Source organism: Micromonospora sp. WMMD1219 (assembly GCF_049315215.1).
Lineage (GTDB): Bacteria > Actinomycetota > Actinomycetes > Mycobacteriales > Micromonosporaceae > Micromonospora > Micromonospora tulbaghiae.
In genome coordinates this window covers 6,300,854-6,323,035 of sequence record NZ_CP186057.1, presented here as the reverse complement: position 1 = coordinate 6,323,035, position 22,182 = coordinate 6,300,854, and the positions used below count along the sequence as shown (strand labels likewise).

The window sequence follows — 22,182 nt, the reverse complement described above, 5'->3', positions numbered from 1 at the left end:
GGGTCAGGCGACCGACTGCCACCACCCGTCCACCGCCGGCGGCTCGTCCACCACCACCCGCTCGCCCGGACGCGGTACGGCGAGCCGGACGTCCCGCGCCTTCGCCTCGGCCCACAGCCGGTCCACCGGCTCGGACCAGTCGTGCAGCGCCAGGTTGAACGTGCCCCAGTGCACCGGCACCAGCAGTCCGCCGCGGACGTCGAGGTGCGCGGCCACCGCCTCCTCCGGGAACATGTGGATGTGCGGCCACGCCCGGTCGTACGCGCCGATCTGCATGAGCGTCACGTCGAACGGGCCGTGTTCGGCGCCGATCTCGGCGTACCCGTCGAAGTAGCCGGAGTCGCCGGTGTAGAAGACCTTCCGGTGTGTCCCGGCGATGGTCCAGGAACTCCAGAGCGTGCCGTCGCGGCGCAGCCCGCGCCCGGAGAAGTGCTGCGCGGCGGTCGCGGTGAGCGTCAGCCCGCCGGCCCGGTGGCTCTCCGACCAGTCCAGCTCGACGATGCGGTGCTCGGGTACGCCCCAGCGGGCCAGGTGGGCGCCGACGCCGAGCGGCACCACGAACGGCGCGGACTGGAGGTCGGCCAGCGTGCGGACGGTCTCCATGTCCAGGTGGTCGTAGTGGTCGTGTGAGATCAGCACCGCGTCGAGCGGGGGCAGCTCGGTCAGGCGTACCGGCGGCTCGTGGATGCGCCGGGGGCCGACCAGCCCGGACGGGGAGCACCTGTCGCTCCACACCGGGTCGAGCAGCACCCGGCGCCCCTCGATCTCGACGAGCGTGGAGGCGTGGCCGTACCAGATCACGTTCAGTTCGCGGGCCGGGTCGGCGGCCGGCGCGGCGCCGGGGCGCAGCAGCGGCACCGGGCTAACGGGCCGCCGCTTCTGCTTGCCGAAGATCAGCTCCCGGACGAGGTTGCGGCCCGGGTCGGCGACCATCGTGGCGCTGGCGCCGGCCGGGTTGTGGAACGTGCCGTCGTGGAAGCGCGGTGACCGGGCCGCCCGGTCCGCCCGGGCGCCGGTGAGCCGGCCGCCGAGCTGGGCGGGCACGTCCCGCGCCACCCAGGCCAGGCCGGCGACGGCGGCCAGCCCGGCGAGCTTCCACACCCGCCCGCCGCGCGTCCGGTCCGGTTCCCGCCCCGTTCGTTGCCGCATGTTCGTCCCTCCGCCGTGTCCCGTCGTACACGGTAACCACCCTCGTCGCGGTCCGCCCGCGCGACAGCCCACCCGCACGAGGGTCCGCCCGCGTGACAGTCCACCGGACGGTCCGCGGCGGCGGTCAGGGCAGCCGGCGGCGTACCGCGGACGCCACGGTCGCCGCGCGCCCGCCGACGGCTCGGACGACCTGGGACGCGTCGGGCACCCATCCGCCCCGGACCGCCTCGCCGGCCGGGTTGGGCGTGAACACGATGCCCTGGTGCGCGGCGACCGGCTGCCGGGTCAGTCCGGCCAGGCGCATCAGCGGTCCGACCAGCGCGTCGTACACGCCGGGCAGGACGGTGAAGCCGAAGCGCATGATCACGTTGAGCCGTCCCACCGACACCTCCCGGCGTGGCCGGTCGAGGCAGTGCGCGATGGCCCGTGCCACCCGCTCGGGGGAGGCGATCGGGGGCGGTGGCCGGCCGATCCGGCCCAGGTAGTTGGCCGCCTGCCGGTAGACGGGCGTGTCGACGCTGCCCGGGTTGACCAGGCAGATCGCGATGCCGGGCGTCTCCCGCGCCTCCTGCTGGAGCGTGCGGGCGAGTCCTTGCAGGCCCCACTTGGCGGCCACGTATCCGCTCATGTAGGGCGCGGTGATGTGTCCGAGCACCGAGCCGGTGAGCACGAGGGTGCCGCCGCCGGCGTCCCGGAACCGGCGCAGCGCCTCCCAGGCGACCGCGGCGGCGGCCAGCAGGTCGGTGCGGACGACCTGCTCGAACACCTCGGCCGGCGTCTCGTCGAAGCGGCCGTAGGCCATCACCGCGGCGGTGTGCACCCACGCGTCGACGCGGCCGTACTCGGCCCGCGCCGCGTCGGCCAGCGCGGCCACCGCGCCGGGCTCGGTCACGTCCATCGGTACGGCGATCGCCTGCGCGCCCGCCGCCCGGCACTCGTCGCGTACCTCGTCGAGCGTGGCGGGGGAGCGGGCCGCGAGGACCAGCCGGTCCCCGCGGCCCGCCAGTTCCCTGGCGGTCGCCCGGCCGATCCCGCTGGTCGCGCCGGTGACGACCACCGTGCGGGTCACGGTGCGAGCACGACCTTGACGCAGCCGTCCTCCTTCTTCTGGAACATCTCGTACGCGCGCGGCGCATCGGTCAGCGGCAGCCGGTGGGTCCGCAGGTCCTCCACGCCCAGCGGGTCGTCGTCGCGCTCCAGCAGCGGGATGATCTCGTCGACCCAGCGCCGCACGTGGCACTGGCCCATGCGCAGCTGGATGCCCCGGTCGAACATCTCCATCAGCGGCATCGGGTCCTGCTCGCCGCCGTACACGCCGGAGATCGACACGGTGCCGCCGCGCCGCACGGCCTTGAGCGCGGCGTGCAGCACCACGAGCCGGTCCACGCCGGCCTTGTCGGTCATCGCCTGGGCCAGCTTGTCCGGCAGCAGCCCGGCGGCGGTCTGGGCCATCTTGCCCAGCGGCGCGCCGTGCGCCTCCATGCCGACCGCGTCGATCACCGCGTCCGGGCCGCGCCCGTCGACCAGGTCGATGAGCGTGCCGGGCACGTCGTCGAGCTGGCTGACGTCGAGCACCTCGATGCCGTGGCGGCGGGCCATCTCCAGCCGCTCAGGTACCAGGTCCAGCCCGATCACCCGGCCGGCGCCCAGGTGGCGGCCGATCCGGGCGCTGAACTGCCCGACCGGGCCGAGCCCGAACACGGCGAGCGTGCCGCCGGGCGGGGTGTCCGCGTACTTCACCGCCTGCCAGGCGGTGGGCAGGATGTCGGACAGGTAGAGCCAGCGCTCGTCCGGGCCGCTGTCCGGGATCTTGATCGGCCCGAACTGGGCCTGCGGGACGCGCAGGTACTCCGCCTGGCCGCCGGGGATCGAGCCGTACAGCGAGGTGTAGCCGAACAGGGACGCGCCCTTGCCCTGGCTGGTCACCTGCGTGGTCTCGCACTGCGCGTAGAGCTGCCGCTCGCACATCCAGCACGAGCCGCAGGAGATGTTGAACGGGATGACCACGCGGTCACCCTTCTTGAGCCGGGTCACGCCGGACCCGACCTCCTCGACGATGCCCATCGGCTCGTGCCCGAGGATGTCGCCGGGCTTCAGGTACGGCCCGAGCACCTCGTACAGGTGCAGGTCGGAACCGCAGATGGCGGTCGAGGTGATCCGGACGATCGCGTCGGTCGGCTCCTCGATCCGGGGGTCCGGGACGTCCTCGACGCGAACGTCCCGCTTGCCGTGCCAGGTCAGTGCCTTCATGCCTGTCTGTCCCCTCTCCGGTGCCGTCCATCGGACTGCTACCCGGCAGGAGGCCGTTGAATCGGCGGCGCCGGTCACCGTGGCGTGAGGTCGACCGTCACGGCGATGGTGCTGGTGCTGGCCGCGGTGCCGGCGAGGGCGCCGATGTCGAGGCGGCGGCCGGTGCGGTCGGTGACGGCGCCGGCCGCGAGCCGCAGGCCGGCGACGGGCGTGCCGAGCGCCGCCGACGCGGCCTCCAGCAGCCGCCGCCGGGCCACCGCCACGGCGACCCGGACCGGGGTACGGGCTCCGACCGCCGGATGGGGTGCGCCACGCGTCCGCCCCCCTGTCGGCCGTGGCGGTGGCACACGGACGCGCCGGCGCGGCACGGACAGCCCGTCGGCGATCAGTTCGGCGGCCGAGGTGTCGCCGTCGTACCGGTCCGGCGGCAGCGTGAACGACACGGTCCCGTCCGGGCCGACCTCGACGGAGATCAGCGCCGCCCCGGGCAGGGCCGCGGCCGTCATGATCTGGCCGAGGCCGAGCAGCCCGGCCACGTCCGGCGACGGCGTCCGGGCGGCGGCCGGGTACGCCGCGGTGAGTTCGGCGGCGGCCACGAGGACCGGCGCGGCCAGCACGTAGCCCAGGAACGGGGGGAGGGGCGCGGTCATGGTGCTCACCCGGGCGCTCGTCGCCGCAGCCGGGGACGGGAGGCGCCCCGGCTGCGACGCGGTGGTCAGAACTCGCGGTTGCCGAGCGGGATCTCGATGTTGATGGACTGCCCCTCGGACAGGAACAGCAGGGCGAGCTTGCGCAGGAACTCGTCGAACAGCCAGTAGCACTCCGGTGCGAGCGGGAACGGCAGCAGCGCCTCCCGGACCGCGATGAACGGGCCCCAGCTCGTCCGCAGCAGCGTGTCCCAGAGCAGGTCGCGCGGGATCTCCAGCCAGTTGGCGATCTGGTTGCCGAGCATGAACCGGGTGAACGAGCCGAGGATGGGCTTGCTGAGCAGCCCGGCGTCGATCTCCTTGCCGAGGCCGAGCAGGATGTCGGCGAGCGCGTTGCCCTCGCGGGTGGGCGCCAGGATCGGGTCGAGGACCTCGCCGGCCTGGGAGTTCGCCTCGCTCCACGTGGCCGGGATGTACTCGTCCCGGACGCCGAGCATGTGCGCGGCCACCTGCCACAGGTGCAGGAAGGCGGTCGACTCGGCGGCGGGGATCGGCACCCGCCAGTCGGTCAGCTTCCGCATGACCGTGGTCGGCAGGCTGTGCCAGGTGACCATCAGGTCGCGCTGGCTGATCGGGATGTCCTCGGGCGCGACGTCGGCCCACTCGGGCGACTGCGGCAGGAGGTGACGCACGCCGGCGTGCGCCAGCCGGGTCTTGACGGCGGTCACGATCATCGAGCCGTCGGGCTGGTACGCGTTGGCGGTGCCGATGTCGTACCCGAGCTTGGCGGTCTTGGAGATGCGGTCCTTCATGTCCGCGCCGCCCTTGGAGTAGTAGACGGCGCGCGCCTCCTTCGGGATGACGGTGCTCATCATGCCGCTGGCCAGGCCGTAGAGCACGCCGAGGTAGAGGCCGCGCTTCTCGTTGAAGCGCACGGCGGTGGCCAGCTTGCCCTGGTCGACCCAGGACGGCAGCACGCGTGCGCGTTCGATGAACTGGCGGACGTCCGCCGGGAGGCCGGACGGCAGCGGCTGGCCGTTCTTCGTCCACGTCCGCAGCAGTTGGTTGACCAGTGGTGCGTCGCCCCGGTCCAGGAGCGAGGCGACGAGCGGGTCGGCCTCCTCGTCCCACACCCAGCGGGGGTCCACGCCCGCCCCGGCGCCGGCCACCGATCCCTTGGGCGACCAGGTCCACGCCGATCGCGCCTGTGCCGGCGCGGCGACGCTCAGCGCGCCGAGCGCGCCCAGTGCTCCGCCGGCCTTCAACATCTTGCGTCTGCTTACCGGTTCCACGTTCACTCCTCGGGGTCGAGGCCGCTGATACGGTGAAACGAATGTTGCGCCCGTGTATCACATGAGAGCACGTGGTAACGGTGTCCACAAGGCTCACGATGACAACTGTCGATGGATCAAGAAGAGGGGAGCCCACCGTGGCGGTGGTCGAGGGCATGCTGTCGGGCAGGGTCGCGTGGGTGACCGGAGCCAGCCAGGGCGTCGGCGCGGCGATCGCCGAAGGGCTGGCGCGGGCCGGCGCGTCGGTGATCCTCCAGTCCCGGCGCCCGGACGCGCTGGACGAGGTGCGGGACCGGATAGCGGCCGGTGGCGGCACGGCGGCAGTGGTCGCCGGTGACGTCGCCGACGAGTCCGCCGCGGACGCCGTGCTGACCCTCGCGCGGCAGCGCTGGGGGCGGCTGGACGTCCTCGTCAACAACGCCGGCATCAGCCCGGCGCTGCACCGCAGCGAACGGCTGAGCCTGAGGGACTGGCAGCAGGTGATCGACACCAACCTGTCCGGGGTGTTCGTCTGCGCCCGCGCGGCCGGCGCCGTCATGGTCGAGCAGGGCGCGGGCAGCATCGTCAACATGTCCTCCGTGCACGGTCAGGCCGGTTTCCCGCGCCTGGCCGCGTACAGCGCCAGTAAGGGCGGCGTCGAGCAGCTCACCCGCACGCTGGCGCTGGAGTGGGCGGCGGCCGGCGTACGCGTCAACGCGGTCGCGCCCGGCTACCTGGAGACCCCGATGACGGAGGGCCTGCGCGGCCACGAGCAGTGGTCGAAGCGGCTGCGTGACCGCATCCCGATGGGCCGGTTCGGCCGCCCCGAGGAGGTCGTCGGCGCGGTGCTGTTCCTGGCCTCGGACGCCGCGAGCTACGTCACCGGCAGCGTGTTGCACGTGGACGGCGGCTGGACCGCGCAGTGAACCGCGGACCGCTTGGTTAGCCGGCGTTCGTCACCGCGTCACCGTCGCGTGTCGATACAGCGCCAGATCGCGGGCGATCCTTCCCAGAAAGTTAACCCTCGTTTACAGTGCTGCCATCGGCTGCGGAACCCGCGCGGGCACCACGGCGGGGTGCGGCCAGCCCTGCCACCACCAGGCCCGGTTGCGTGTGAAGGAGTAGCCCATGGACCCCGCCGACGTCCTCGCCGAGGACTGCGCCAAGAAAGCCGCCGACCTGACCGTCCCGGCGCTGCTGCACCGCAACGCCACCGAGCACGGCGACCGGCCCGCGCTGACCACGCTCGGCCGCGACGACACCCGCACCTGGGCGCAACTGCGCGACGAGGTCGCCGAGCTGTCCGCCGGCCTGGCCGAGATCGGCCTGGAGGCCGGGCGGCACATGCTGGTCATGATGTCCAGCCGCGCCGAGCACTGGCTGGTCGACCTCGCCGCGGTCCACCTGGGCGCGGTGCCCTCCACGATCTACCCGACGCTCAGCCCCGAGCAGATGCGCTACCTGGCGCGGCACAGCGCCGCCCAGGTGCTCGTGCTGGAGGGCCCGGCCGAGCTGGAGCGCTGGCGGCCGATCCTGCCCGACCTGCCCGACCTGCTCCGGGTGGTGCTGGTGGACGAGCCGGGCGAAGCGTCGACTGAGGCCGTGCCGCTGTCCCGCGTGCGTACCCTCGGCCGCACCGCCCGCGAGGCGGACCCGGACGCCTTCGAGCGGCGCTGGCGCACGATCCGGCCCGAGCAGCCGGTGACGCTGCTCTACACGTCCGGGACGACGGGCGACCCGAAGGGCGTCGTGCTCAGCCACCACAACGTGCTCTACCAGGCGGTGGCGCTGGAGGCGATGGTGTCCGTCCCGGACCACGCGCCGACTGTGGCCTACCTGCCGCTCGCGCACATCGCCGAACGGTTCCTCGGCATCTACAACCCGATCTACCGCGCCGGGCACGTGACCATCTGCCCCGACGCCACGCAGCTCGTCGCGGCGCTGCGCACCGTCGGTCCCGCCTCGTTCTTCGGGGTGCCGCGGGTCTGGGAGAAGATGGCCGCCGGCGTCCAGGCCCACCTGGCCGGCGCCGAGCCCGCGGTCCGCGCCGCCGTCGCCGCCGCGACCGCGGCGACCCTGGAGGCGTACGAGCTGCGCGCGGCCGGGAAGCCGGTGCCGGACGAGCTGGCCGCGCGGGTGGCGCAGGCCCGCGACACCGTGCTGCGACCGTTGCAGTCGACACTGGGCCTGCACAACATGGTCTGGCCCGGCAGCGGCGCCGCCCCGATCCCGGTGGACGTGCTGCGGTTCCTCGCCGGGCTCGGCGTCGACGTGCTGGAGGTGTGGGGTCTGACCGAGACCACCGGCACCGCCACCCTCAACACCCCCGACCGCTTCCGCACCGGGACCGTCGGCCGTCCCAACGTGGGCATGGAGGTGCGCCTCGCCGACGACGGCGAGGTCCTCGTCCGGGGTCCGCTCGTGTGCTCCGGCTACCTGCGCGAGGACGGCACCGTCGAGCCGGTCGTCGACGCGGACGGCTGGCTGGCCACCGGCGACGTCGGGACGCTCGACGACGACGGCTTCCTCACCATCACCGACCGCAAGAAGGAACTCATCATCACGTCCAGCGGGAAGAACATCTCGCCGGCGCAGATCGAGAACCTGCTGCGGGCGCACCCGCTCATCGGTCAGGCGGTGGCGATCGGCGACCGGCGGCCGTACGTCACGGCGCTGATCGTGCTGGACGAGGAGGTGGCGCCCCAGTGGGCGCGTACGCACGGCGTCGCTGACCCGCAGCTGCCCGCCCTGGCCTCGGACCCGGTGCTGCTGGCCGAGATCCAGGCCGCCGTGGACGCGGCCAACGCGCGGCTCGCCCGGCCCGAGCAGGTCAAGACGTTCCAGGTGCTGCCGTCGGCGTGGACGCCCGAGTCGGGCGAGCTGACCCCGACGTTGAAGCTACGGCGCCGGGTCGTCGTCGACCGGTACGGCGACCGGATCGACGCCCTCTACCGGCCGGGCGACGCGGTGGCGGAGCCCGTCACGGAGTAGCGCCGGGTCGATGCCGGGCGGGGGTGGCGGCGCGCCGAGGTCGGCGGGCCGGTACCCCCGCGGGTAGCCGGGATAGGTGCGGTTGCGCGGCGCGCGGGTCAGCCGGCTCACCGTCCGCGCGGGCAGCAGCCGCACCACGGCGGCTCGGGCGCGCAGCGCGCCGCCGACCAGCGCGGTCAGCGGTCGCGGCGCGGCCGGCAGTCCGAACGCGGCGCGCATCTCGGGCGGCAGCAGCGCGCGCACCGCGAGCCGCGCGGCCGGGCGCAGCGGCGCCGGGTACCAGGACGCGAACAGGTCCAGCGTGTAGGCCGCGACCCGCTCGTTGCTCGGCGTACGGCGGAACGTCTCGCGCTCGTACGCGTCCTTGAAGGCCCGGAACGCGGCGAAGTCCGCCGGGACGTCCCGGATGCCCATGCGCGCGCCGACGGCGCGGTAGTAGTGGAACGCGGCCAGCCGCTCGTGCTCGTGCAGCGGGCGCCAGCCGTAGCGGTCCAGCCAGTCGATCGGCTCGTAGACGAACGTGGACAGCACGTAGCGCATGTCGTCGTTCGTGATCGCGTACCGCCCGTGCGCCCGGTTGACCACCCGGAGCGCCTCCCGGCCGCGCGGCGAGTCGTACCCGTGCTCCAGCAGCTCGGCCATCAGCAGCGCGGTGTCGTCGTAGCGCTGCTGCGCCCGCAGCCGGAACTCGCCGGTCGCGTCGAGCAGCGCGGAGATGCCCGGCACGCAGAACGTGCGCAGCAGCGCCAGCTCCAGCGCCCGCTGGTAGTCGAAGGGGAACTCGTACCCGGCGGAGAGCCGGTAGATCTCGTGGTGGTCGCGTACCGGGTCGAGCGTCTCGATCCGGCGCAGCCAGCGGTACCGCCCGTCACGAGCCATAGCGACCACCTCCACCGTCCACCCTTGCCCATGCAGTCAAGCTCCTCTATGTTAATAGAAAATCACATCCCCGGATAACTCGAAACCTGCTTGTGCGCACCTCACGGGCCGGTGTTCAGGGCGATGTCCGGTCGAAACCGGGAAGTGGTGCTAATGGAGAATCTCAGTAGACGAAGCGTCCTGACGCTCGGTGCCGCGCTGGGACTGGTGGCGGTGGCGGACACCCCGAAGGCGTGGGCGTGGTCGTCGTCCGGCTCGATCGCCGGGACCGACACGGTCACCGACCCGTGGGACGTCTGGGACGACGACACCGACCCGCTCGTCGCCTCGCTGCTGGACGCCGGTCAGATCCCGGCGGTGAACACCGCGTTCGCGTCCTGGATCCGCAACGGCGACGCGCTGCCCGCCGGCCTGCCCCCGGCGCTCACCACCTACCTGCGGCGCGTCAACACGCTGCCGTCCTGGGCCGACCAGGCCAAGCTGGACCGCGCCGCCCAGTTCAACAAGCGCATGAGCATGTACCTGTTCCTGCTCTACGGCCTGGGCAGCGGGATCATGAGCACGGTGATCCCGCGCGAGGCCCGCAACGTCTACTGGTCCGAGGGCGGCGCGGACATGAAGTCGCGCGCCGCGAAGACCTTCACCTACGGGTACGACCTGAGCGCCCCCGACGCGTTCAAGGCCACCGGCAGCTTCGTGGTCACCTCGCACAAGACGCGGCTCACCCACGCGGCCGTACGGCACCTGCTGCCGCAGTCCGCGCCGTGGCGCGGCGTCACCGACCACCCGATCCCGATCAGCAACGGCGACATCCTCATCACCTTCCACAGCCTCGGCACCTACGTGCACCGCAAGCTGCTCGACTGGCGTCGCTGGGGCCTGCGGGTGTCGGCCGCGGAGGAGGAGGCCTACCTGCACATGTGGCAGGTCGCCCTGCACCTGCTCGGGGTCCGCGACGAGTTCATCCCGAACAGCTGGGCCGCCGCCGAGGAGCAGTCCCGGTACGCGCTGAACCCGCTCCTCGCGCCGACGCCCGAGGGCATCGACCTGGCCGACATCCTGCTGAACCTGACGTCCTCGGTGGACCTGGGCGTCACCCGGGGATTCCAGCGGGAGTTCGCGCGCTACGTGCTCACCGACCGGATCGGCGACTGGCTGCGGCTGCCCCGCGACTACATCTCCCGGGGTGTGATCGAGGCCGGCTGGCCGACGTACGTGATGTTCCGCGAAGGGCTCTCGCCGCTCATGCCGGAGACGTTCGGCCTGTTCGACAGGTTCATCCGCGGGCTGGCGATGTTGTTCCTCAACAACGGCTCGTCCGCGTCGCACACCCCGATCACGATCCCGGTCATGAACCGGCCGGGCACCTGAGGCGCGTGCGGCTTCACAGCGTCAGGGCGCCGGTGACCAGCGCGGTCACCGCGTCCCGGTGGCCGGGCGAGTCCTGCCAGCGCAGGGCCCGCCCGGCCTCCACCGCCACGCCGAAGCCGGCGTGCACGAGCAGCCGGGCCTGCCGCCGGTCCAGGTCCGGCCGGACCGCCCGCAACTGCTGCTCCCACACCGCGATGTGCTCCCGCTGGGCGAGGATGAGCGGACGCCGGACGTCGTCCGGAAGCCCGGCCACCTCGGCCTCGGCGACGCTGTTGAGGGTGTTGTGCTCGAAGCAGTAGGCCACGTACGCCGCCGCCAGCGCGACCACCGCCTGACGAGGATCGGCCGCCCGCTGGAGGCTGCGGTCCACGGCCTGGGCGAGCAGTTCCGCCGCCTGGAGGCAGGCGGCCACGAGGATGTCCACCTTGCCGGGATAGTGGCGGTAGATGGCGGACGGCGCGAGCCCCACCGCCTGGGCGATCTGCGCGTTGGTGACGGTGGCGAAGCCGTCCCGGGCGAACAGCGGCACGGCCGCGGCCAGGATCTCCGCGCGCCGGGTCCGGGGCACCGGCTGGGCGGGCAGCTCGACCAGCCGCGCCGTCCCGGCGGCGGTCGTCGGGTCGGTGGCCACCACCCGCATCGCGGACCGGAGCACCAGATCCTCGATCCGGCGCTGGGCGATCGAGGTGTGGTGCATGGTCACCGAGCCGATCACACCGAGCGCCGCCACCGCCCGCAGCCGCTCGTCGGGCAGCGGGTACTCCCGCCGTACCATCTCGGTGACCCGGCCCACGACGTGGCCGAACTTCGCGCGGAGCAGGTGGCGGTCCGCGCGCCCGAGGTAGCGGGCCTCCCACCGGTAGATGCCGCCGGAGGCGCGGTGCGCGACGGTGACCCGGGTGAGGGCCAGCAGCACGTCGGCCAGCGCCGCGTCGGGCGGCCACTCGTCGACGACCCCGACCAGGTTGTCCACCATGACGTTGGCGCACTCGGCGAACAACGCGTACTTGTTCGGGAAGTGCCGGTACAGCGCCGGCGCGCTGATGCCGACCGCCGCGGCGATCTCCTCCATGGACGCGCCGTGGTAGCCGCGCTCGCTGAACACCTGCCCGGCCGACTCCACGATGACCTGCCTGCGGTTGCGTGGCCGGGTGGCCGCGGCCGGCCCGGTGGTCACCGGACCGTCCGGGCGGACGCGGACGGGCACAGGACCATGGGTGTCAGTCAACCACAGCGGTTCACGCCGCCCGCGCCCTCGCGACGACGCCGCTCAGGCGTGCAGCACGGCGAGCGCGAGCCGGGCGGTCCAGGTGTCGTAACCCGCGGTGCGGTCGAAGCGGCCGAGCCGTCCGACGTCGGTGACCACGTTCAGCGCGGCGTGCACGAGGACGCGGGCGTCGCCGGCCGGCAGGTCCGGCCGTACCGCCCGGACCAGACCCACCCACTCCTCGACGTGCAGGCGTTGCGCGCCGCGCAACTCGTGGCGGTCCCGGTCCGGCAGGTTGTTGTTCTCCGCCAGGTACACCGCGACCAGGTCGCTCTGGCCGAACGCGAAGTCGACGTAGGCCCGCACCACCCGGTGCAGCGCGTCGGCCGGGTCGCTCGCGTCGGCGATCGCCGCGGTGGTGGCGCCGGTCAGCCGGTCGGTGGCCCGGTAGTAGGCGGCCGCGAGCAGATCGGCCTTACCGGGGAAGTAGCGGTACACGCTGGACGCCTGCATGCCCGCGGCGCGGCCGATGTCCTCGACCGCGACGGCGTGGTAGCCGTGCCTGTGGAACAGCCGCATCGCCTCGATCAGCAGCAGCTCGCGGCGCGACGCCGGGCGCACCGGGCCAGTGGCGGGCGTGTCCTCCGGCGCGGGACGCCGCCGCGGCGGCACCGCCGGCGCGTCGGTCCGCAGCAGCGTCCAGGCGACCCGGGTGAGCAGGTGCTCGGTGTCGGTGCCGGTGGCCGCGGCCCGGTACGTGGTAACGCTGCCGAACGCGCTCAGCGCCGCGTTCACCAGCAGGTCCGCCTGCCCGGCGGTCAGCTCGGGACGCAGCTCGCGCAGCGGCGCGGCGACGCGGCCGACGAGCGTGGCCATCGACGCGGCGAACTCCTGCCGGTGCTCGGGCGTCAGGTAGCGGCCCTCCCACTGGTACAGCCCGGCCACCCGCCGCCTGCTCACCGCGACCTCGGCGAGCGCGTGCAGCAGTTCGTCGAGCAGCCCGTCGGCGCTGTTCGCCGCCGGCTGCCCGGTCGCGGCGAGCAGGGCGCCGACGACCTCGCGGGTGGCGTGCACGAGGATCGCGTACTTGTTCGGGAAGTGCCGGTAGACGGCCGGCCCGCTGATGCCGACGGCGGCGGCGATCTCGTCCACCGAGACGCCGTGGTAGCCCCGCTCGCAGAACAGCTCGGCACCGGCGAGCGCGATCCGGGCCTTGCGGTCCTTGGGCCGTCTGACCGGTGCCGGGGCGGTGTCGCTGGCTGCTCGTCGCACCGCTACACGTTAGCGCCCCCTCGCGTGGATCCGGTGGCACCCCTCGGCGGTTTCCGTCGCGGGGCCGGAGCCGAACAGCGTGGAACGCTTCTTGACAAGCGGCGGCAGGCTCAAGAAAAGTTAGGCGAAATTCGCATGCGGGTGAGCAATGAGGAGCTTGGCATGACGACCGATGCGTTCATCTACGACGCGTTGCGCACGCCGCGCGGGCGGGGCAAGCCGACCGGAGCGCTGCACGGGGTGAAGCCGGTTTCGCTGATCACCGGCCTGATCGAGGAGACCCTGCGGCGGATGCCCGGCCTCGATCCGGCGCTGATCGACGACATCGTGCTCGGGGTGGTGTCCCCGCTCGGCGACCAGGGCGCCGACATCGCCCGGACCGCCGCCGTCGCCGCCGGCCTGCCCGACACGGTGGCCGGCGTCCAGCTCAACCGCTTCTGCGCCTCCGGCCTGGAGGCGGTGAACATCGCCGCGCAGAAGGTGCGCTCCGGCTGGGAGGATCTCGTCCTCGCCGGTGGCGTCGAGTCGATGTCCCGGGTGCCGATGGGCTCCGACGGCGGGGCGTGGGCGCTCGATCCGGAGGTCAACTACACCACCGGGTTCGTGCCGCAGGGCATCAGCGCCGATCTCATCGCCACCATCGCCGGCTTCGACCGGGAGACGGTCGACGCGTACGCGCTCCAGTCGCAGGCGCGGGCCGCGAAGGCGTGGGCCAACGGCTACTTCGCCCGGTCCGTGGTGCCGGTCCGCGACCGCAACGGGCTCACCGTCCTGGACCGGGACGAGCACATCCGGGCGGACTCGACGGCGGAGAGCCTCGCCGCGCTGCGCCCCTCGTTCGCCGAGATCGGCCAGAAGGCGGGCTTCGACGCGGTCGCGTTGCAGAAGTACCACTGGGTCGAGCGGATCGAGCACGTCCACACCGCGGGGAACTCCTCCGGCATCGTCGACGGTGCCGCGCTCGTCGCGATCGGCAGCGAGGCGGCCGGCGCCGCCGCCGGCCTCACCCCGCGCGCCCGCGTCGTGGCCACCGCGCTCAGCGGCGCCGACCCCACCATCATGCTCACCGGCCCGGCCCCGGCCGCCCGCAAGGCGCTGGCCAAGGCCGGTCTCGGCGTCGACGACCTCGACCTGGTGGAGATCAACGAGGCGTTCGCCGCGGTGGTCCTGCGGTTCGTCGCCGACCTCGGCCTGAACCCGGACATCGTCAACGCCAACGGCGGGGCGATCGCGATGGGCCACCCGCTGGGCGCGACCGGCGCCATGATCCTCGGCACGCTCGTCGACGAACTGGAACGACGCGGCGGCCGCTACGGCCTGGCCACGCTCTGCGCGGGCGGCGGCATGGGCATCGCCACCGTGATCGAACGAATCTGAGGAGCACGAATGGCCAACACCATCCGGTGGGAGCACGGCGACGACGGCATCGTGCTGCTCACCCTCGACCACCCCGGCCGCTCGGCGAACGTGATGAACGCGGAGTTCGGCGCGAGCCTCACCGCCACTGTGGACCGGCTCGAAGCCGAGCGCGACCGGATCACCGGCGTGATCGTCACCTCGGCCAAGAAGACGTTCTTCGCCGGCGGCGACCTGGAGACCCTGGTGCGGCTGACGCCCGCCGACGCCGAGGCGTCCGCCGCCGACGCGGCAGCGCTCAAGCACGCCGTACGCCGGCTGGAGACGCTCGGCCGGCCGGTCGTCGCCGCGATCAACGGATCGGCCCTCGGCGGCGGGCTGGAACTGGCGCTGGGCTGCCACCACCGCGTCGTGCTCGACGACCCGGCCGTCGAGATCGGCTTTCCCGAGGTCACGCTCGGCCTGCTGCCCGGCTGCGGCGGGGTGGTGCGTACCGTCCGGCTGCTCGGCGTCACCGCCGCGCTGACCGACTGGCTGCTGCGCGGCCAGCGCCGCCGGCCGCAGGACGCGCTCGCGCACGGGCTCGTCGACGAGGTCGTCGCCGACCGGGACGCCCTGATGGCCGCCGCCCGCGACTGGATCGCCGCCCACCCGGACGCGACCCAGCCGTACGACCGCAAGGGCTACCGGATGCCCGGCGGCACCCCGTCCAGCCCCGGCCTCGCGACGCAGTTGCCGGCCATGCCCGCCCTGCTGCGCAAGCAGCTCAAGGGCGCGCCCTACCCGGCGCCCCGCAACATCCTCGCCGCCGCCGTCGAGGGCGCCCAGGTCGACCTGGACACCGCGTTCGCGATCGAGGGCCGGTACTTCACCGAGCTGGCCACCGGGCAGATCGCCAAGAACATGATCAAGGCGCTCTTCTTCGACCTCCAGACCGCCCGGTCCCGGGCCGTCGGCGGGGACCACGAGCCGGCGCGCAGCGTCGCGGTCGTCGGCGCGGGCATGATGGGCGCCGCCATCGCGTACGTCTGCGCCCGCGCCGGCATGCGGGTCGTGCTCAAGGACGTCACCGCCGAGGGTGCGGCGCGCGGCAAGGCGTACTCGGCGGGCCTGCTCGACAAGGCCGTCGCCCGGGGCCGGACGACACCGGCCGAGCGCGACGAGTTCCTGGCCCGCATCCACGCCACCGGCGACGTCGCCGACCTGGCCGGCGTCGACCTCGTCATCGAGGCGGTCTTCGAGGACCCGGCGCTCAAGCACAAGGTGTACGCCGAGATCGAACAGGTCGCGCCGGACGCGCTCATCGCCTCCAACACCTCCACGCTGCCCATCACGCTGCTCGCCGAGGGCGTCAGCCGGCCGGAGGAGTTCGTCGGGCTGCACTTCTTCTCCCCGGTGGACAAGATGCCGCTGGTCGAGGTGATCCGCGGGGAGCGGACCGACGAGACCACACTGGGCCGCGCCCTGGGCGTCGTCCGCCGGCTGCGCAAGACGCCGATCGTGGTCAACGACAGCCGGGGCTTCTTCACCAGCCGGGTCATCGGGACGTTCACCAACGAGGGCGTGGCGATGCTGGCCGAGGGCATCCCGGCGGCGACCATCGAGCAGGCCAGCAGCCAGGCCGGGTATCCCGCGCCGGTCCTCGCGCTGATGGACGAGCTGACCCTGACCCTGCCCCGGAAGATCCGGCAGGAGACGGCCGCGGCCACTGTGGCCGCCGGAGGCACCTGGACGCCGCACGCGGCCGAGGCGGTGATCGACCGGATGATCGACGAGTGCGGCCGGACCGGGCGCTCCGGTGGCGCCGGCTTCTACGACTACCGCGACGGGAAGCGGGCCGGGCTCTGGCCGGGTCTGCGGGAGCAGTTCGGCGGCACGAACCTGGACACGCCGTTCGATGACCTCAAGGAGCGGATGCTCTTCATCGAGGCGATCGAGTCGGTGCGGTGCCTGGACTCCGGCGTGCTGACCTCGGTGGCGGACGCCAACGTCGGCTCGATCCTGGGGATCGGCTATCCGAGCTGGACCGGCGGCGTCCTCCAGTACGTCAACCAGTACGACGGCGGGCTGCCGGGCTTCGTGGCCCGCGCCCGGGTGCTGGCCGAGCGCTACGGCGAGCGGTTCGACCCGCCGCCACTGCTGGTGGCAATGGCCGAGCGGGGCGAACGGTTCGAGTAGCGGCGGTCAGAGCGCGGCGGCGAGTCGCTGGGCGTTCATGTACGCGATGGCCTCCACGGAGATCATCGGGTTGACGCCCAGCGACCCCGGGAAGGTGGACGCGTCGGCGAGGACCAGGTTGGGCACCTCCCACGTCGCGCCGTCCGGCCGGGCCACCGACGTCGCCGCGCTGCCGCCCATCCGGGCCGCGCCCATGATGTGGAGGGCGGCCATGGCGACCTGCCCGGGCGCGGTCCCGGAGAGGTGGCGCGCTGTCCGGCGCGTGCTGACCAGACCGGACCGGACCACTACCCCCGGGGCGCGGTGGCCGGCTCGACCTGCTGTCCGGGATCGCGGTCTGCGGTGTCTGCGGTGCACCGCTGCGAGTCGGGCACGGCAAGTCCACCGAGGACGCGGGCGGCGAGTTTCGCGGCTGGCGTGATTACGGCCCGCCAGTTGGCCACGATCACCGGCCAACTCCGCCCCCTGGCCGCGCTGGAAGCCGTCCGCCGCGCTGGCGGCGGGCGGCGCTTCGGTGCTCGGGGAGTTGGTGAGCAGCGCGGACGTGGGGAAGGCGTGGCACGCCCTGAGCCCGGACGCCCGCCGGACCGTCGTGCGGCTGCTCATGGAGATCAAGGTGATCCGGGGCCGGCGCGGACCGGGTTCAGAACGGAGGGGATCGAGATCGGGTGGCACTGAAACCCGCCGAACCTGAGGGCAGGCGTGCCGCACGATCGTGCGGCACGCCTGCCCTCAGGTCTTACTGCCTCGCAGTCTTCTGATCAAGTACCAAGAACACGAGCAAAGCCACTGTGACCGGCTTGTTGGTGTCGGGGTAGGTCGCGACGACTACGCCGGCCAAGACCGCGAGCGTCAAGATGATCAGAAGGCGAGGTGTGATTTCCGGCTGTTGTTGCCCCGACTTCTTCAGTTGCGAGGAGTTTGGAACTAGACTCAACGGGCGACCTTCCTACTCAGATCGTGGTTTGGGCGCGAGAACGGCATCCGGTGCCAGCCGGGTGCCGTTCGCCATTGCGGACAGCGCTGCCGTTCTCGGTGTACATCGTCCCAGCCAAGCAGCGCTCCGCGCATCTGCGCTTCGGTAGTGAATGGGATGCGCAGAGTAATGACCGCTGGTGGTGATTGCTTTATGTTACTAAAATTATTTCGATTATGTGGCTTGAGTCACGTGCGCTGACCAGCGAATCGTTACTATTCCGGCTTCCGCTGAAGGCGGAGCGTATCGAATTTCCTTACTCTGTGCTGACAGGGCGTGATTACCGCTGCGCACTGACATCCGACCCTGCGGCAGGCGGAAACACGGAACGGCCCGGACCGCTCGGTCCGGGCCGTTCTCTGTGCTGTCAGGCCTTCGCGCGGTTGCCGACCAGGCGACGCGCCTTCAGCACGCCACGCGCCCAATTCAGCATCCCGCACTCGTGATCCCGGCACTGCATGCAGCGGCCGGTGGCTCGGTGCCCGCTGGTCGGCTCATGGTGCTGCGTGACCACCCGCTGCGCGGTCCGGATGACCAGTGCAGGCGTGATCGGTCCGTCATCCATCGGCACGGTCAGACCTCCTGAGACAGGCAGGTCCGGGCACCGATCTCCGATCAGGTACCCGGACCGCTCACCGGGTGTGCCTCACCAGCCTCCCCTGCAACGTGCACACCGTCAAGGTTGGAAGTGTCAATGTGCACGGGTTGCATGTGCATACGGTCACGACGTGAGGCTTGTGGCGCTCTCCGATATCGCGGACATGCTCGGTGGCGTGTCGCGCACGCGGGCGACCGAGATCACCAACCGGTCCACCTTCCCGGCGCCGATCGACACCGTGGCGAGCGGCAAGGTTCGCGTCTGGGACCGCGCGGACGTGGAAGCGTGGATCAAGCGGTACCGGCCGAACCAGGCACCGGACGAGAGCTGACGCGACACGGCCCGGACCGCGCGCGGTCCGGGCCGTGTCGCGTGAGGGACTACTTGCGCGAAATCTTGTTCAGCCAATCGGAGATGTACTTCAGGTGATCCCCTGCCCCGATGTTGTCATTATCCTTCAGGGCGCTCTCTACCCCGCTCACCGCGTCGCGTAACTCCCCTAGCTCCTGCGCTACGGCCAGGGCCGCGTACGCCGCGCCGTACCGGCGTAGGTCGTCCGCATCGAGCTTCACTCCCAACTCGTCGTTTCTGCGCTCTGCGGAGCGCAGGTAGTCCGCCGCCGTCGCCTTGTAGTCCACGCGCTTCGCCATGCGTCCCCCTCTGTAGTCCGGCCGTCCCGCGATCCTGACCGTCCCGCCTGGTTGCATTGGCCGATCTGTCGGGTGGACGACAACGCCCAGACCGGGTGCCTTCCGCCACCGCCCGCCCGGCCACGGCCGCCTCCGGACGTTGCTCCAGCGCGGCGATCTCCTGCTCATGGCGCTTTCCGGCGTTCATTCGGGGCGTGCGTCGTCCTCCCGGGCGAACCGGCGTTCGTGCCCACCAGGTTGAAGAACCCGTCCAGCAGGTTGCCCCAGAACACGTCACCGGTCATGTGCTTGTCCGCTGGTACCAAGCTTCGTAGCACTTTGGGTTTATGCGCGGCGCGGCTGGCCCGTGACCGGTCGCTCCACATAAACCTGATCAACGCATCGTTGCCACCCAGCACCGGGGCAGGGCGGCCCTGCACAACGCCTCTGAGGTGCTGCGCGGATGGACTTCCTATAGAGCGAGTTCATCTCTGAGCGGGCAGGCCTCAGGGGGCGAGATGGTCCGGCGGTGGCCGACGGGTGCGGGCTCTCCACTCGTCATGATGCTGACCGAGCCACTGTGCACGGCGGAGGCAGGCGCCGTGGCGCATCGCTGTTGATCAGGGAAAACGCATCGGTCAGAGTTGCCTCTCTCAGCGGGATGCAGCGACAAGTTCGTGTGTCCGGCGCAACAGCGACATCGTGTCTGGAGTCCTGCCAGTTAGGTTCGGGGTGCAGGAAGCGCAGCAGCATCCGGGGCATGACTTGGCCGTAAGTCTGCGCGACCGGCCCGACTATACGCACCAGATCGACGGGTCCGGGCGCGTAGCCCACATCGCACGGCCGCTCTGCTGTCGGGTCGCTGTGCTTCCCTGGTGCCTACCTCCTGCGGGACTGCCTACCGGTGGAAGCGCAGGGCAGTTCCAGTCGCGAGGGAACCCACTTAGCTGGCTGGCTGTTAAGGGAGCAGCAACCCGGTGCGTTCCGGTGCCGCCGATCCTTCGGACCGAGCCGTTACGGTACGTCCAATGAGGTGACCGCACGATTCCGGTTGAACTGGGGTCAGCGGCACCCGGGGAGTCAGGCCCCGGGGCCGCCGCAATGATCACGTCAGTCCAAGTGTCCACGCGAAGGATCACTACGTAAGGAGAAACGCAACCACATGACCACAGTAACGAGCGAGCGTGGAAAGAGACAGGTCAGGGGCGCTAGCAGCCCTGACAGCGGACCGAACTGGGGCGTTGTTCTGGTGGCGGTGGCCGGCATGGGGTCGATCCTCTGGATCGCTCTCGACACCGGGCAGACCGTCGCTGACGCGGCCATCAAGGCCATCGCGGGCATCGTCGTGGGGGCGATCGGCGTGAACTGGTGGCGTAGGGGTACCGGCACCCGTCGTTGACCCGTTCGGCGGGGTCGGTGCTGCATCAGAAGGCACGGATCCCGCCGAGCCTGCGGCGCCCGCTCTATGAGCGCAGCGAGCGCGCCGCCCCGATCACGAACTTCATGGACTACGTGCCCGGACGGGCACCCAAAAATGTCCAAGGTGGACCGTCTGATTGGTATGAGGACTCCGGACAGCTGACCATGTCCGTGTCCGGCTTCATCGACACCCGATTGTCCGGACACCGAGTGGTGTCCGCCCGGACTTTGTCCGGGCGGACAGGCTGGGCATGCCCGGACCGGGCGCGAGTCGTCGTTGACCTGGGAAGACCGGACCGGACAACCCAGGTTACCCACCCTGTCCGGACAGGACCACGGGCGCGCCGGACATCCATTCTTGTCCGAGCGCGCTGCCCACCCTGTCCAGGTGTCCGGGCTGCTACGTGTCCGCGCTGTCCGGCCCGGACACGGCGGACACTGCTCGTGTCCGCCGCCACGCCAGCGCGGCGGACACCACGGCCGGCACCGCCCACACGCCGGCCAGGGCGAGCAGCGTCCGCTCCCGGCGCTCCTGCGACTGCCGGGAGAACGGCCGCGCGGAACCGCCGAGGACGAACTGGGTGGCGGGGGAGTCCCACCGGTCCAGCAGCCGCAGGAACTGCCGGACCTCGGCGGCGCGCGGATTGTGCAGGACGAGTGCGGCCATCACCTCGGTCGCGCCGAGCCGGCTGGCCGACGGGATCCCGGCGCCGTCACCCGGCGCGAACGTGTCGCAGATGCTCGCCAGGGCGGCGCGCTGGCGGTCGGACAGGTGCACGTGCCTCCGATCGACCGAAGGGCTGGGTGGGTCAGGACATCTGCTCGGACAGGCCGTACGTCTTGGCGATGATCTCGCGCTGGATCTCGCTGGCGCCGCCGTAGACGGTGGACACGATCGACGAGCGCACGAGGCGTTCCATGTCGAACTCGGTGGTGTAGCCGTAGCCGCCCATCATCTGCATCGCGTCCAGGGTGACCCGGCGGGCGGTCTCGGTGGCCTTGAGCTTCGCCATCGAACTCTCCCGGGGCAGCACCGTGTCCGGCGCCTTGTCGACCTTGGCGGCGGTGTCGTGGACCAGCAGCCGGGCGCACTCGATCTCGGTGGCCAGGTCGGCCAGCCGGTGCCGGAGCACCTGGAACGATCCGATCGGCCGGCGGAACTGCCGCCGGTCCTTGACGTACTCCACGACGTCGTCGAACGCCCGCTGCGCGGTGCCGAGCATGACGCTGGCGAGGATGAGCCGCTCCATGTTGAGCCCGGCCATCAGTTGCCGCCAGCCGTTGTCGACCTCGCCGACCACGGCGTCGGCGGGCAGGACGCAGTCGGTGAAGTAGAGGTCGTTCACCTCCCGGCCGCCCATGGTGTCGATGCCGGAGACGGTCAGGCCGGGAGCCGAGGCGGGGACCAGGAACATGGTCAGGCCGTGGTGGTCGCCGGCCCGGCCGGAGGTGCGGGCGACCAGCAGGATGTGCTCGGCCAGGTGGGCGTTCGAACACCACGTCTTCTGGCCGTTGACGACGTATCCGTCGTCGCGGCGCTCGGCGCGGCAGCTCAGGTTCGCCACGTCGGAGCCGGCCTCGGGCTCGGACATCGCGACCGCCTCGATGACGCCGCGGGCCACTCCGGACAGGATCAGCTTCTTCTGCGCCGGCGTGCCGAACCGCTGGTAGGTGGCGGCCACGATGATCGAGGTGGTGAAGCCGCCGATCGGGGCCATCGCGCGGGACGTCTCCTCCAGGAACAGGCACAGCTCCGTCATGCCGGCGCCGCCGCCGTCGAACTCCTCCGGCAGGGACAGGCCCAGCCAGCCGAGGTCGGCCATCTTGCGGTACAGCTCCGGGCTGTGCGGTTCCCGGCCGCCGTTCGTGAGGTTCCGCCGCTGCTCGCGGGTGCCCACCTCGCGGCGGCAGAAGTCCCGCACCGCCTCGACCAGGGATCGTTGCTCGTCGCTCCACTCCACCGCGTACCTCCAGCGCGTCAGCAGGGAT

The 22,182-nt window shown here is 71.9% G+C and carries 20 protein-coding genes; 7 read left to right on the top strand and 13 right to left on the bottom strand.

Translation table 11 applies throughout. From position 1 onward, the window contains the following. Window positions 1–3: 3 nt before the first annotated feature. The 5 genes from ACN27C_RS29555 to ACN27C_RS29535 all read right to left on the bottom strand — a co-directional run bounded on the left by ACN27C_RS29555 (window position 4) and on the right by ACN27C_RS29535 (window position 5,314). Window positions 4–1,149: an MBL fold metallo-hydrolase gene (locus ACN27C_RS29555; RefSeq protein WP_422749498.1), complete on the bottom strand. Its 1,146-nt coding sequence runs from the start codon at window positions 1,147–1,149 to the stop codon at window positions 4–6. Window positions 1,150–1,273: 124 nt separating this feature from the next. Further along, on the bottom strand, window positions 1,274–2,218 hold the full coding sequence (locus tag ACN27C_RS29550; protein WP_422749496.1) for an SDR family NAD(P)-dependent oxidoreductase: 945 nt from the start codon (window positions 2,216–2,218) through the stop codon (window positions 1,274–1,276). Continuing rightward, window positions 2,215–3,399, bottom strand: a complete 1,185-nt coding sequence (locus ACN27C_RS29545; protein WP_421500254.1) for a zinc-dependent alcohol dehydrogenase — start codon at window positions 3,397–3,399, stop codon at window positions 2,215–2,217. The genes ACN27C_RS29550 and ACN27C_RS29545 overlap by 4 nt, the downstream gene beginning before the upstream one ends. Window positions 3,400–3,473: 74 nt before the next feature. Continuing rightward, window positions 3,474–4,049: an isoquinoline 1-oxidoreductase gene (locus tag ACN27C_RS29540; protein WP_422749493.1), complete on the bottom strand. Its 576-nt coding sequence runs from the start codon at window positions 4,047–4,049 to the stop codon at window positions 3,474–3,476. Between the two features lie 65 nt (window positions 4,050–4,114). After that, window positions 4,115–5,314 (bottom strand): oxygenase MpaB family protein, encoded by a 1,200-nt coding sequence (locus tag ACN27C_RS29535; protein WP_233585570.1) that lies wholly within the window; start codon window positions 5,312–5,314, stop codon window positions 4,115–4,117. A 122-nt stretch (window positions 5,315–5,436) separates the two neighbouring features. Between ACN27C_RS29535 and ACN27C_RS29530 the strand changes: the two genes are divergently transcribed. Together ACN27C_RS29530 and ACN27C_RS29525 are read left to right on the top strand one after the other, a co-directional pair. Next, on the top strand, window positions 5,437–6,243 hold the full coding sequence (locus ACN27C_RS29530) for an SDR family NAD(P)-dependent oxidoreductase (protein ID WP_422749491.1): 807 nt from the start codon (window positions 5,437–5,439) through the stop codon (window positions 6,241–6,243). Between the two features lie 202 nt (window positions 6,244–6,445). Further along, a complete protein-coding gene (locus tag ACN27C_RS29525) occupies window positions 6,446–8,308 on the top strand; it encodes an AMP-dependent synthetase/ligase (RefSeq protein WP_422749489.1) in 1,863 nt (620 codons plus the stop codon). On the opposite strand, the gene ACN27C_RS29520 is transcribed toward ACN27C_RS29525, so the two are convergent. Continuing rightward, window positions 8,216–9,187, bottom strand: coding sequence for an oxygenase MpaB family protein (locus tag ACN27C_RS29520; RefSeq protein ID WP_120573863.1), 972 nt, complete (start codon window positions 9,185–9,187; stop codon window positions 8,216–8,218). The two genes, ACN27C_RS29525 and ACN27C_RS29520, sit on opposite strands and share 93 nt — an antisense overlap. Before the next feature lie 153 nt (window positions 9,188–9,340). Here ACN27C_RS29520 and ACN27C_RS29515 point away from each other — a divergent pair, with 153 nt between their 5' ends. After that, complete coding sequence (locus ACN27C_RS29515; protein WP_422749487.1) at window positions 9,341–10,558, top strand: oxygenase MpaB family protein; 1,218 nt, start codon at window positions 9,341–9,343, stop codon at window positions 10,556–10,558. A gap of 13 nt (window positions 10,559–10,571) precedes the next feature. Here ACN27C_RS29515 and ACN27C_RS29510 read toward each other — a convergent pair whose 3' ends face one another. After that, complete coding sequence (locus ACN27C_RS29510) at window positions 10,572–11,765, bottom strand: TetR/AcrR family transcriptional regulator (protein WP_233585567.1); 1,194 nt, start codon at window positions 11,763–11,765, stop codon at window positions 10,572–10,574. 63 nt (window positions 11,766–11,828) lie between these two features. Continuing rightward, complete coding sequence (locus ACN27C_RS29505; RefSeq protein ID WP_422749485.1) at window positions 11,829–13,037, bottom strand: TetR/AcrR family transcriptional regulator; 1,209 nt, start codon at window positions 13,035–13,037, stop codon at window positions 11,829–11,831. A 162-nt stretch (window positions 13,038–13,199) separates the two neighbouring features. On the opposite strand from ACN27C_RS29505, the gene ACN27C_RS29500 reads away from it, so the two are divergent. Further along, complete coding sequence (locus ACN27C_RS29500; RefSeq protein WP_120570672.1) at window positions 13,200–14,414, top strand: acetyl-CoA C-acetyltransferase; 1,215 nt, start codon at window positions 13,200–13,202, stop codon at window positions 14,412–14,414. A gap of 9 nt (window positions 14,415–14,423) precedes the next feature. Continuing rightward, window positions 14,424–16,571: a 3-hydroxyacyl-CoA dehydrogenase NAD-binding domain-containing protein gene (locus tag ACN27C_RS29495; RefSeq protein WP_422749483.1), complete on the top strand. Its 2,148-nt coding sequence runs from the start codon at window positions 14,424–14,426 to the stop codon at window positions 16,569–16,571. A gap of 6 nt (window positions 16,572–16,577) precedes the next feature. On the opposite strand, the gene ACN27C_RS29490 is transcribed toward ACN27C_RS29495, so the two are convergent. Next, entirely contained in the window at window positions 16,578–17,177 is a 600-nt protein-coding gene (locus ACN27C_RS29490) for a GMC oxidoreductase (protein ID WP_422749481.1), read from the bottom strand. Between the two features lie 737 nt (window positions 17,178–17,914). Continuing rightward, window positions 17,915–18,118 carry a hypothetical protein gene (locus ACN27C_RS29485; protein ID WP_422749479.1) on the bottom strand — a complete coding sequence of 68 codons (204 nt, stop codon included), beginning with the start codon at window positions 18,116–18,118 and terminating at the stop codon, window positions 17,915–17,917. Between the two features lie 157 nt (window positions 18,119–18,275). Between ACN27C_RS29485 and ACN27C_RS29480 the strand changes: the two genes are divergently transcribed. Beyond that, a complete protein-coding gene (locus ACN27C_RS29480) occupies window positions 18,276–18,476 on the top strand; it encodes a helix-turn-helix transcriptional regulator (protein WP_374539476.1) in 201 nt (66 codons plus the stop codon). 49 nt (window positions 18,477–18,525) lie between these two features. On the opposite strand, the gene ACN27C_RS29475 is transcribed toward ACN27C_RS29480, so the two are convergent. Next, complete coding sequence (locus tag ACN27C_RS29475) at window positions 18,526–18,795, bottom strand: hypothetical protein (protein ID WP_422749477.1); 270 nt, start codon at window positions 18,793–18,795, stop codon at window positions 18,526–18,528. 1,141 nt (window positions 18,796–19,936) lie between these two features. Between ACN27C_RS29475 and ACN27C_RS29470 the strand changes: the two genes are divergently transcribed. Next, the gene (locus ACN27C_RS29470) at window positions 19,937–20,173 is read left to right on the top strand and encodes a hypothetical protein (protein ID WP_422749475.1); all 237 of its coding nucleotides are present in this window, start codon (window positions 19,937–19,939) and stop codon (window positions 20,171–20,173) included. A 420-nt stretch (window positions 20,174–20,593) separates the two neighbouring features. Here ACN27C_RS29470 and ACN27C_RS29465 read toward each other — a convergent pair whose 3' ends face one another. Together ACN27C_RS29465 and ACN27C_RS29460 are read right to left on the bottom strand one after the other, a co-directional pair. Further along, the gene (locus ACN27C_RS29465; protein WP_422749473.1) at window positions 20,594–20,971 is read right to left on the bottom strand and encodes a hypothetical protein; all 378 of its coding nucleotides are present in this window, start codon (window positions 20,969–20,971) and stop codon (window positions 20,594–20,596) included. 31 nt (window positions 20,972–21,002) lie between these two features. After that, window positions 21,003–22,154, bottom strand: coding sequence for an acyl-CoA dehydrogenase family protein (locus ACN27C_RS29460; protein ID WP_422749471.1), 1,152 nt, complete (start codon window positions 22,152–22,154; stop codon window positions 21,003–21,005). Window positions 22,155–22,182 lie beyond the last annotated feature (28 nt).

Bases quoted from the DNA above. Each gene is read 5' to 3' on its own strand.
- ACN27C_RS29530 (WP_422749491.1), top strand. From the start codon at position 5,437: ATGACAACTGTCGATGGATCAAGAAGAGGGGAGCCCACCGTGGCGGTG.
- ACN27C_RS29475 (WP_422749477.1), bottom strand. From the start codon at position 18,795: ATGGCGAAGCGCGTGGACTACAAGGCGACGGCGGCGGACTACCTGCGC.
- ACN27C_RS29495 (WP_422749483.1), top strand. From the start codon at position 14,424: ATGGCCAACACCATCCGGTGGGAGCACGGCGACGACGGCATCGTGCTG.
- ACN27C_RS29540 (WP_422749493.1), bottom strand. From the start codon at position 4,049: ATGACCGCGCCCCTCCCCCCGTTCCTGGGCTACGTGCTGGCCGCGCCG.
- ACN27C_RS29545 (WP_421500254.1), bottom strand. From the start codon at position 3,399: ATGAAGGCACTGACCTGGCACGGCAAGCGGGACGTTCGCGTCGAGGAC.
- ACN27C_RS29520 (WP_120573863.1), bottom strand. From the start codon at position 9,187: ATGGCTCGTGACGGGCGGTACCGCTGGCTGCGCCGGATCGAGACGCTC.
- ACN27C_RS29515 (WP_422749487.1), top strand. From the start codon at position 9,341: ATGGAGAATCTCAGTAGACGAAGCGTCCTGACGCTCGGTGCCGCGCTG.
- ACN27C_RS29555 (WP_422749498.1), bottom strand. From the start codon at position 1,149: ATGCGGCAACGAACGGGGCGGGAACCGGACCGGACGCGCGGCGGGCGG.
- ACN27C_RS29500 (WP_120570672.1), top strand. From the start codon at position 13,200: ATGACGACCGATGCGTTCATCTACGACGCGTTGCGCACGCCGCGCGGG.
- ACN27C_RS29490 (WP_422749481.1), bottom strand. From the start codon at position 17,177: ATGAGCAGCCGCACGACGGTCCGGCGGGCGTCCGGGCTCAGGGCGTGC.
- ACN27C_RS29470 (WP_422749475.1), top strand. From the start codon at position 19,937: ATGACCACAGTAACGAGCGAGCGTGGAAAGAGACAGGTCAGGGGCGCT.
- ACN27C_RS29535 (WP_233585570.1), bottom strand. From the start codon at position 5,314: ATGTTGAAGGCCGGCGGAGCACTGGGCGCGCTCGGCGCGCTGAGCGTC.
- ACN27C_RS29525 (WP_422749489.1), top strand. From the start codon at position 6,446: ATGGACCCCGCCGACGTCCTCGCCGAGGACTGCGCCAAGAAAGCCGCC.